Genomic DNA, 6192 nt, shown 5'->3' on the forward strand with positions numbered 1-6192 from the left:
CTCCGGCGGCCGCGCCGGCGGCACGCTGGCAGGCGCGGCGATCGGCGCGGCGACCGGCGCCGTCGTCGGCGCGGCGACCGCCCCGCCGCAGCGATGCGCCCGCTGGGGCTGGGATTACTACGGCAATCGCGTCTGCGTCGCCTATTACAATTACTGAATGAGAAAGGACGCGGAGCCAAGCGCTTCGCGTCCACTGTTTTTGTGCGATCGTGTGCGGCTGCCTCAATGCGCCGCCACGAGGCCGAGCGCGCCGCGCAGCTCGACGCGAGCCGCCGCCACCTCTTTTTGATAGCTCGGATCGAGTTCCATGATCGCGTGGACGGCATAGGCGACGAGCCGCGCCGCCGCCACATCGCTCGGGAAATGCACGCCGCAGACGAGACGGTTATGGCCGTAAGCCTCCGCCCGGGCGAGAATTTCGTCGCGTCGCTCGGGGGCGATGTCGATCAGCGCCAGACCCATCAGATAGCCGACGGTCGTGTGGCCGCTCGGATAGGAATCGTCCTTCGTCTTGGTCTTGCAGACCGGATGCAGCGTCTTGTCGACATTATAGGGCCGGATGCGGTGGAAAGCCTCCTTGGCGGCGCCCGTATTGGCCGATTCGTCCGCCTTCAGCCGCGCGCCCAGCGCCGCCACCGCCGGCAAATTCTCCTTGGTGAATTTCTCGCCGAAGACCGTCTTGAACAGGAAGATCGTCTGGTTCTCGTCATCGGCCTGGGCGCTCGCGACCTGTTCGGCCGTTCGCACGCTTTCGATGCGATGCAATTCGGCGAGCTCGGCGTCGCTCGTCGCGGAATGCGGCGCGGGCGGCGTGGGGAGTATCGCGAGAGGATGGCTCTGTTCCGGCGTGACGAAGCCCTCACGCGCGGCGGCTGGCGCGCAGAGCAGAGCGAGAATGATGATCGTCGCGGCTGTTGTCTTCATTCGAGCTGGGTTCCGGCGGCCGTCATTGCATGTCGCGCGCGATCCCCGGGCCGCCCGGCCGCGCGCTCGGGTCGGAGCTTTCTAGCCGAGATTCCGTTGCGGCGCGATGGCGGCGCGCGGCTTTCCGTCGAGCGGCGGCGCATTTCCAGGCGAGACTCGCCATGGCTGTCGTCGGAATCGGCCGGACGCGGCGTCAGATGATCGGCAGGAACAGATCGGTGATCGTCTCATGCTCCGGCGCATCGGGATAAAAGCCGATCCGCTGGCAGAACAGCGGGAAATCGCGCGGCTCTTCGCCGCTCGCCGGCAGCCAGTCGCGATAGAGGAAGAGCGCCGGCCGTTCCAAATTCTCGCTGGAGCCGATGACGCGCAGAACCGCGCAACGTCCGCCCGGCAGCAGCCCGGCGGTCACGCCGAGAGCATTGGTCTCTATCGGGCGATTTGTGGCGGCGCAGAGGTCGAGACGAAACTCTTCCGGCGGCGTCGTGCGCGGGTCGCAGGGAAAGATCGTGAATGTCGCGGCGATTTCGCGGCCGAGCCCCGCGGCTCTGCGCCAGTCGATGAAGCGCCGCACCGTCTCATAGACTCGGGCCGGATCGCCTCTATGGGTCAGAATGGCGACGGGCGTCGCGGGAAACTCTCTCACGGTCACATCGTTCAGGGAATAGGCCATATTCGCGCTCCTGGCTCGATCCAGCGGCTCCAAGGCCGCGAGCCACGACTCCCAATCGGGAGATTTACGGAAGGCCGAAGGCGCCTGCCCGACGCACTCCCGAAAGGCGCGGGCGAAAGCGTCCGGCGCCTCATAGCCGGCGTCGAGCGCGATTTCCGTCACATTGGCGTCATCGCGAAGGGCCAGCCGATAGGAGGCCCGCTTCATGCGGGCGAGCTGGACAAAGCGATGCGCCGACATGCCGAAAGTCGCGCCGAACTGCCGGTGGAAATGATGTTTCGAGAAAGCCGCAACGCCGCTGAGAATGTCGAGGCTCAGATTTTCGTCGAGATGCCGATCGATATGATCCAGCACGCGCCGCATCCGGGCCTGATAATTCTCGAGCGCCGTCTTCGTCATCGTTTCCTCCGTGGCGCTCTCTTCTAGGAGCGCGCCACGCCGGCGCGCTCGACCGATCTTGCGGTCTCGCGAGCAATTTTTTTCTCGAGGATGAAACGTGAGACGCGCGGTCATCGAATGTCATGCTGCAGCGTAGGGCGTTCTTCCACGAGCGGGAGACGGGCGGGTCCGCGCCCGAGCGCCGATTTGCGGAGGACAGGTCATGAAGTTCGTCAAAATCGCTCTGCTCTTTCTCGTCTTCGCGGCCTCCTCGGGGCTGGCGCGCGCCGAGCCCCCGACGGCGCCGCGCTATAAAGCGGTCGCTTTCGATTTTTTCGTGCTCTTCGACGCCAATTCGGTCGTTCCGGCGGTCGAGGCCGCCTATCCGGGCAAAGGCGTGGAATTCACGAAGCTCTGGCGCGCCAAGCAGTTCGAATATTGCTTCCTGCGCTCGCTCACCGGCCGCCACGCGGATTTCTTCGAGGTGACGGGCGACGCGCTCGCTTTTGCGGCGCAGGCGATGAAGCTCGATCTTCCGCCGGAAAAGCGCGAGCGCCTCATGACCGCCTATCTGACGTTGACCCCCTGGCCGGATACGCTGGACGCGTTGCGCCGGCTCAAAGCCGCGGGCGTGCGCATCGTCACACTGGCGAATTTCAGCGGCAGAATGTTGCAGGCCAATGCGGAGCGCGCCGGCCTCGCCGGCTATTTCGAGGAATTGCTGAGCACGGAGGTCAATAAGACCTTCAAGCCCGATCCTGCGGCCTATGCGCTGGGCCCGCAGCGGCTGAAGCTCGCCAAGGAGGAGATTCTCTTCGCCGCTTTCGGCGGCTGGGACGCCTATGGGGCCAAGGCCTTCGGCTATCCGACCATTTGGGTGAACCGCTTCGGCCTGCCGGCGGAAAAGCTCGGCGTCACGCCGGATGCGGTCGCGTCGGATATGAAAGGGCTGCTGGAGCTGGTTCTGGGCCGTTCGTGAGGCTCAGGCGATCTTTGCATAGACCGCGTCTATGCGCGCGCCCCGATCGGCGCCGGCGACGACGGCGAGCGTCAAGCCGCTCGCCTCGGCCTCGGCGCGCGCCAGAGCCTCCAGCCGGCGCGCCTCGGCCTCATTGGGCGCGAAGGCGAAGCCGGTCGGTCCCCAGGACGTCTGGCCGAGGCCGGCCGCGCCGGCGTCCGCCAGCCGCGCCAGCAGCCTCTCGACTGCGGCGCTGGTGAAGCGCCGCCCACCCTGCGCCGGCGCGAAATAATCCCCGACGATCGCCTGAATCGCGGCGATGGCCGCGCCGAAAGCGGCGAAATTTCTTTCCGCCACTGCGGGCAGCGCCTGCATCAGCACCAGACGGCACAATCGCCCGGCGTTCTCCTCCGACAGCGGCGGCAGTTCTGCGAAGGCTTTGCGTTCCTCGACGCCATGCAAGCCGATCGAGCCCGGGTCGGAGACGAGCAGAATGCGCCACTCCTCGGGAAAGGCGAGGCGGGAGACGATCGGCGGAGTCGTCGTCTCGGCGCCGCGGCCGCCATCGACCACGAGACCGCCGCGCGTGAACAGCCCCGCCCCGAGGCCGGAGCGCGCGCCGCGCTGCAAAAGGGCGGCGTCCGCCTCCACATCCTGCGGCAGATCTTCGATGCGGCGCAGCGCCGCGGCGACGGCGAGCGCGAGCTGCGTGCCGGAGCCGAGACCCGAATGGGGAGGAATCGCCCGCTCGATCGCCAGACGATAGCGCTTGCCGGGCGCGAGCGCGGCGCCCGCCTTCTCGAGCAGAGCGAGGGCGCGTTCGGCGTCCGGGCCGGAAGCCTCCATCTTTTCCGCGGGCCGCAGCGTCAGCCGCGTCGCCGGCGCGTCTATGGAGAGGCCGAGCCCGCCGAATTTGCGGCCGAGCGCGCCATTCATGTCCAGGAAGCCGAGATGCAATCTCGCCGCGGCGACGACGCTCACGCTGATCGGCATGGAGCCTCATTTTCGGACTTTACGCGGAATATCCGCTATATCTCGCTTCCCGGCGCGGTTTCACGCCGGCGTCGACGGGGCTCGCGCATATTCGTCTAGGCCGAGTAAGGCGCCGCGCGCGCGAAGGCAAGAGCCCGTCTGAAGGGGAGCCCGTTTGGAGAACTCCTCCGGGCGATCGAGAGAGGGGGATGTCATGGCCGCCGAGGAGCGCAGCTATTCGCAAGAAGAGATCACCGCCAGGCTCGCCGCCGAGCTGCCGCATTGGCGGTTCGAGAACGGCTGGATTCGCCGCAAATACAAGACTCATGGCTGGAAAGGCACGCTGATGGTCGTCAATACGGTCGGCCATCTCGCCGAGGCCGCCTGGCACCATCCCGATATCGCCGCCTCCTACGCCTTTGTCGAAGTGAAGCTGATGACCCATACGGCCAAGGGTGTGACCGACAAGGATTTCGCGCTCGCCCGCAAGATCGAGGAGGTCGTCTGCTGGCGTCCGGGCGAAGAGGGCGGCGCGCTCGAGGGAACGCCCGAGACCGACCAGCGCTTCGCCTATATCAAATACGACTGATCGAGACACGATCTACTGGAGACGAGAGTGACGACGACGATAGAATCGTCGCGCGAGCGGTTCTTTTCGCTCGTCGCGGCGCGGCCGGTCATCATGGGCATCGTCAATGTGACGCCCGATTCCTTTTCCGACGGCGGCCGCTTCTTTTCGCCCGAGGCGGCGCTGGCGCAGGCCAAGAAGCTCGCCGAAGACGGCGCCGATATCGTCGATGTCGGGGCCGAATCGACGCGGCCGGGCCATACGCCCCTGACGGCGGAGGAGGAGTGGGCGCGGCTCGAGCCGTTGTTGCGAGCCCTCGTGTCGCAATGCGGCGTTCCCGTCTCGATCGATACTTATAAGGCGCAGACGGCGCGCCGCGCGCTCGCGGCCGGCGTCACGATCGTGAACGATATCTGGGGTTTGCAGCGTGATCCCGATATGGCCCCGGCGATCGCCGAGGCCGGCGCGGGCGTCGTCGCCATGCATAATCGCGCCGAGGTCGCGCCAGAGATCGACATCGTCGCCGACATGCTCGGCTTTTTCGAGCGGTCGCTGGAGATAGCGGCCGCGGCGGGCGTGCCCGAATCCCGCGTGATTCTCGACCCCGGCGTCGGCTTCGGCAAGACGCGGGAGCAGGATTTCGAGGCTCTGCGCGCGGTTCCGCAGCTCATGCGATTCGCGCGGCCGGTGCTGATCGGCGTGTCGCGGAAGCGCCTCTTCGGCGCGCTGCTCGGCGCCGAGGTCGATGCGCGCCTCATCGCCACAGTGGCGGCCAATCTCATCGCGGCGATGAATGGCGCGCGGATTTTCCGTGTCCATGACGCCGCCGAGCACAGAGCGGCCTTCGCCGTGCTCGACACTCTGACACAGGGAAAAGGACGCCTATGACGACGGTCGAGACGAGAGTCGGCTTTGGTTTGGGCAGCAATCTCGGCGACCGGCCGGCCAATATAAGGCGGGCGATCGCATTGATCGGGGAGCGCGGAATCGCTCGTCTCGACGCTGTCTCCCGCCTCTATCGAACGCCGCCCTGGGGAGATGTCGATCAGGGCGATTTCGCCAACGCCTGCGCGCTCGGCTGGACCAGCCTGTCGCCCTATGAGCTTCTGGCCGCGGTCAAGACCATAGAGGCCGATATGGGCCGCACGCCGACGCGGCGTTGGGGGCCGCGGCTCATCGATGTCGACATTCTGTTTTTCGGCGATCACACAATGGACGATCCGGAACTCACCTTGCCGCATAAGGAGCTGTTCGCGCGAGCGTTCGTGCTGAAGCCGCTGGCCGAGATCGGCGGCGATCTGACGCTCGACGGCGTGTCGGTGGCGCAGGCCGCCGCCGAGGTCGTCGCGGATGGGATCGGAATCTGGGAGGAAAAGTCCACCAACCCCCGATGAGCTATGACGCCACAGTCCGAAGAGGTGGTGATATGGTCCATATGGGTGGGGGTCGACAACAGGATCGAAAATATCACATAAGTTGCTGATAAAAAATAATATATAGATTAATAGAAAATTTCTATCAATGTGCTTGTGGGTAGGTATATGGCTCGCCTATCCGGCGCCGTGCCTGCCCTAAAAACTTTTTGTGACCATTCAATAGACTGACATAACCCACCCTATTGGATATTGTCATTAGGCAGCGGAACGGAAATGGTTGCGGCTCGCCGAACGAGGGCGTTTCGGATTGCTTGCGCTGGGAGGCGGGGTTGGTCCGGGGTTT

At 65.5% G+C, this 6192-nt stretch carries 7 protein-coding genes; 4 read left to right on the plus strand and 3 right to left on the minus strand.

Going from position 1 to position 6192, the window contains the following annotated elements:
* Window positions 1-222: 222 nt before the first annotated feature.
* Together FMZ75_RS20695 and FMZ75_RS20700 are read right to left on the minus strand one after the other, a co-directional pair.
* Window positions 223-924, minus strand: a complete 702-nt coding sequence (locus FMZ75_RS20695) for a phosphatase PAP2 family protein (protein WP_166146081.1) — start codon at window positions 922-924, stop codon at window positions 223-225.
* A 193-nt stretch (window positions 925-1117) separates the two neighbouring features.
* A complete protein-coding gene (locus FMZ75_RS20700) occupies window positions 1118-1996 on the minus strand; it encodes a GyrI-like domain-containing protein (RefSeq protein ID WP_166146084.1) in 879 nt (292 codons plus the stop codon).
* Window positions 1997-2198: 202 nt separating this feature from the next.
* Here FMZ75_RS20700 and FMZ75_RS20705 point away from each other — a divergent pair, with 202 nt between their 5' ends.
* Window positions 2199-2954: a haloacid dehalogenase type II gene (locus FMZ75_RS20705; RefSeq protein ID WP_166146087.1), complete on the plus strand. Its 756-nt coding sequence runs from the start codon at window positions 2199-2201 to the stop codon at window positions 2952-2954.
* Window positions 2955-2957: 3 nt separating this feature from the next.
* On the opposite strand, the gene FMZ75_RS20710 is transcribed toward FMZ75_RS20705, so the two are convergent.
* Window positions 2958-3926, minus strand: coding sequence for a beta-ribofuranosylaminobenzene 5'-phosphate synthase family protein (locus FMZ75_RS20710; RefSeq protein ID WP_166146090.1), 969 nt, complete (start codon window positions 3924-3926; stop codon window positions 2958-2960).
* Window positions 3927-4119: 193 nt separating this feature from the next.
* Here FMZ75_RS20710 and FMZ75_RS20715 point away from each other — a divergent pair, with 193 nt between their 5' ends.
* The 3 genes from FMZ75_RS20715 (at window position 4120) to folK (ending at window position 5867) form a co-directional block, all read left to right on the plus strand.
* Entirely contained in the window at window positions 4120-4494 is a 375-nt protein-coding gene (locus tag FMZ75_RS20715) for a 4a-hydroxytetrahydrobiopterin dehydratase (protein ID WP_166146093.1), read from the plus strand.
* 93 nt (window positions 4495-4587) lie between these two features.
* Window positions 4588-5361, plus strand: coding sequence for a dihydropteroate synthase (gene folP, locus FMZ75_RS20720; protein ID WP_207783557.1), 774 nt, complete (start codon window positions 4588-4590; stop codon window positions 5359-5361).
* On the plus strand, window positions 5358-5867 hold the full coding sequence (folK, locus tag FMZ75_RS20725; protein WP_142862444.1) for a 2-amino-4-hydroxy-6-hydroxymethyldihydropteridine diphosphokinase: 510 nt from the start codon (window positions 5358-5360) through the stop codon (window positions 5865-5867). Before folP ends, folK begins: the two co-directional genes overlap by 4 nt.
* The last annotated feature ends 325 nt before the right edge of the window (window positions 5868-6192 follow it).

It is taken from the genome of Methylosinus sp. RM1, from assembly GCF_011378635.1.
Taxonomy (GTDB): Bacteria; Pseudomonadota; Alphaproteobacteria; order Rhizobiales; family Beijerinckiaceae; genus Methylosinus; species Methylosinus sporium.